Genomic DNA, 3,067 nt, shown 5'->3' on the forward strand with positions numbered 1-3,067 from the left:
GGGGGCGGGGCCCGTCGCGCACGCGGCGGGCCCCCTCCGTGCGCCCCGGCTCAGGAGGATCCGGAGCCCTGACCGGCACCGTCCGCCGACGCGGGGAGTTCGACCGACTGCCGGTGCCGGAACACGTTGAGCGGGTCCCACCGCTTCTTCACCCGCTGGAGCCGGGGGTAGGAGTCCTTGTAGTAGAGCTTCGACCAGCGGTCCTTCGAGGTGTTCCAGGCCGGGTCGCCGAGGTCGACGTCCGGGTAGTTGACGTAGCACCCGTCGGTGGCGTCGCCGATCACGGGGACCCCGCCGGTGGAGGCGAACGTCTTGCGGTAGGTGTCGCGGATCCAAGCGATGTGCCGCTCCACGTCGGCGTCCGGCTCGGTGCGCTTCCAGTAGACCTGGTACTGCACCTTGAGCACGGAGTCGCGCTGGGGCACGGCGGTGTCCACCGGCGGCTGGTTGACGGCCCCGCCGTAGGAGTCGACCTGGATCAGGGCCTCCTTGTTGACGTAGTCGGTGTAGTGCTCCTTGCCCAGATAGGCCCACATGGCCTCGATCTGCGCCGCGCTGAAGGGTTTGCGCAGATAGGCCGACTTGTACTTGCCGCACTGGTTCTCGCCGGAGCCGTTGAGTACCTGGGTGGCCGTCAGCCAGGGCAGCTTCCGGGGGGTCTGCATGCCCTGGACCGCGGGGTGCTCCCCCATGGGGGTCGTCATCTGTCCGGACTCCGGTGCGATCCGGCCGTCGACGGCGTCCAGGAACTCCTCCATGGCCCGCCCGCCCTCGGGGTCGTCGGCGTCGACCTGGGCGACGAGGCCGATCTCCCCGTTGCTGACGTGGTTGAGCTTGAGCAGCGCGAAGAGCCTGCCGGACGCCTCGTCCGGGTCCTGGTGGTCGCGGAAGTACTCGCCGTACGCCGTGACCAGGGCGGCGAAGTCGTCCTTGGTGAAGTCCGACCACTTCCACGAGAGGCCGCTGAGCAGCACGTTCGACGGGGGTTCGGGCAGGTCGCGGAACCAGAACCGGGTGACGATCCCGAAGTTCCCGCCGCCGCCCCCGGTGTGCGCCCACAGCAGCTCCCGGCGGTCGGGGTCGGGGTCGTCCCGGGTGGCCAGGACGAGTTCGACCGAGCGGTCGGGGCGTACCACCGCCACCTCCACCGCGTACAGGTAGTCCACGGTGAGCCCGTACTGGCGGGAGAGCAGACCGTAGCCGCCCCCGGTGATGTGACCGCCCATGCCGACCGAGTAGCAGGACCCGCCCGGCAGGGCCTTCCCGCTGAGCGGATACAGGTGGCTGTAGGCGTGCCAGTTGGTGGCGCCCGCCTCCACGCAGTACGCCTCCAGTCCGGGGTCGTAGCCGATCCCGCACATGGGGCTGACGTCCAGGATCACGCGGACGTCGTCGCCGCAGACGAAGTCCTCGTAGCAGTGGCCGCCCGAGCGCACGGTGATCCGTGTGCGGTCCAGGTCCGCGGTCGTCCGGTTGACCGCCTCGGACAGGGCGCGGGCGGCGCCCTCGGGTGTGGCCACCAACCGCACGTAGTCGGGACGGGCGATCCAACGCTGGTTGAACCCTCGGTCGAGGGCTGGGTAGCGCTTGTCGGAGGGCTTGACGGTGGTCAGGGGAGGAATGCCGTGGCTGTGGGACATGTGAGCCGCCTGAGCTGCGAGGACAACGAGACGCCTTGGGGTTACCCGGCGTGATCGGATGCGAAAAGCGACCGATGCGCCCTGCGTGGTTACGGACGGTGATGGCGGCCCGTAAGGGGTGAGGGCCGGTCGCCGAAAAGGCTTTTCGTGCATACGCGCCCCTGACCAGGGGCGGAGCCGGAGGAATCCCCTCTGCGGCATCCGAGTTCCCGGAACCCTTGAGCCCTCCTGGAACCCCTCCGGCTTCCTGTCACCGTTCCAGTCCCCCTGGAGCCCCACGGGCGACCGGCGGGGCCCCGCGCGGCTCGCCGGTCCGCGTCCGGGCCGGGCGCGGGCGGCTGGCCTACTCTGGCGCCATGACTGATCTGCCGCAGCGCTGCGACGCCGTGGTCGTGGGGGCGGGCATGGCCGGACTGGCCGCCGCCGCCGACCTGGCCGCCGCCGGGCTCGACGTGACCGTCGTGGAGGCCGGGGAGTCCGTGGGGGGACGCGTCCGCAGCGACGTGCGGGACGGCTATGTGCTCGACCGCGGCTTCCAGATCCTCAACACCGCCTACCCGGCCGTGCGCCGCCGCCTGGACCTGGACGCCCTGCGACTGCGGTCCTTCCCCAAGGGGATGGCCGTGCGCACCGACCGGGGGCTGCTGCGGCTGCGCCCGTCGCCCTCCGGGGCGTTGTCGTCGCTGTCCCTGCTGTCCGGATCGCTCGTCCGCCCCTCCGACCTCTTCCGCCTGCTGCGCGCCGTGGCCGCGGACGCCCTCGAACCGGCCGACCGGATCAAGGCCCGGCCCGAGACCGACACCCTCACCGCGCTGCGCCGCCTCGGCCTGGGCAAACGGGCCGTGAACACCCTGGTGCGCCCCTTCCTGACCGGCGTCTTCCTGGACGAGTCCCTGGGCACGTCCAGCAGGGTCAACGACCTGGTCTGGCGCAGCTTCGCGCGGGGGCGGCTGGCCGTTCCGGAGGCGGGGATCCAGGCCGTCTCCGACCAGCTCGCGGCGCGCGCCGGAAGCGCGCGGTTCCTTCTGGGGACGCCCGTGTACGAGGTGGCGCCGGGGCTGGTGCGCACCGAGGCGGGCACCGTCCACGCCCGCGCCGTCGTGGTCGCGGTCGGTCCGGGAGCGGTGTCCAAGCTCCTGCCCTCGCTGCCCGCGCCGGTGCTCAACCCCGCCACCACCTACTACCACTCCCGTCCCGCCGGACCCGACGACGACCCGCTCCTGCACGTGGACGGGCGCTCCCGGCGCAGCGGGACCAGGCTGAGCAGCGTCATGGTGCTGACGGCCACCGCCCCGTCCTACGCCCCGCCCGGCCGGGCGTTGATCGCCTCCTCCACGGTGGGACCCCACCAGCCCCCGGAGGCCGAGGTGCGGGCGGAGGCCGCCGGGATCCTGGGCACGCGAGACGGGGACTGGGAACACCTGGAG

General features: G+C 72.1%; 2 protein-coding genes. One reads left to right on the forward strand and one right to left on the reverse strand.

Annotated elements, in window-relative coordinates; translation table 11 throughout:
• Positions 1–50 precede the first annotated feature (50 nt).
• Complete coding sequence (locus DQW06_RS22500; protein ID WP_117199257.1) at positions 51–1,640, reverse strand: FAD-binding oxidoreductase; 1,590 nt, start codon at positions 1,638–1,640, stop codon at positions 51–53.
• 356 nt (positions 1,641–1,996) lie between these two features.
• Here DQW06_RS22500 and DQW06_RS22505 point away from each other — a divergent pair.
• A partial coding sequence (locus tag DQW06_RS22505; RefSeq protein ID WP_117199258.1) for an FAD-dependent oxidoreductase occupies positions 1,997–3,067 on the forward strand: 1,071 nt, incomplete at its 3' end.

The organism is Nocardiopsis sp. TNDT3 (genome assembly GCF_003427465.1).
In the GTDB taxonomy this organism is placed as follows: Bacteria; Actinomycetota; Actinomycetes; order Streptosporangiales; family Streptosporangiaceae; genus Nocardiopsis; species Nocardiopsis dassonvillei.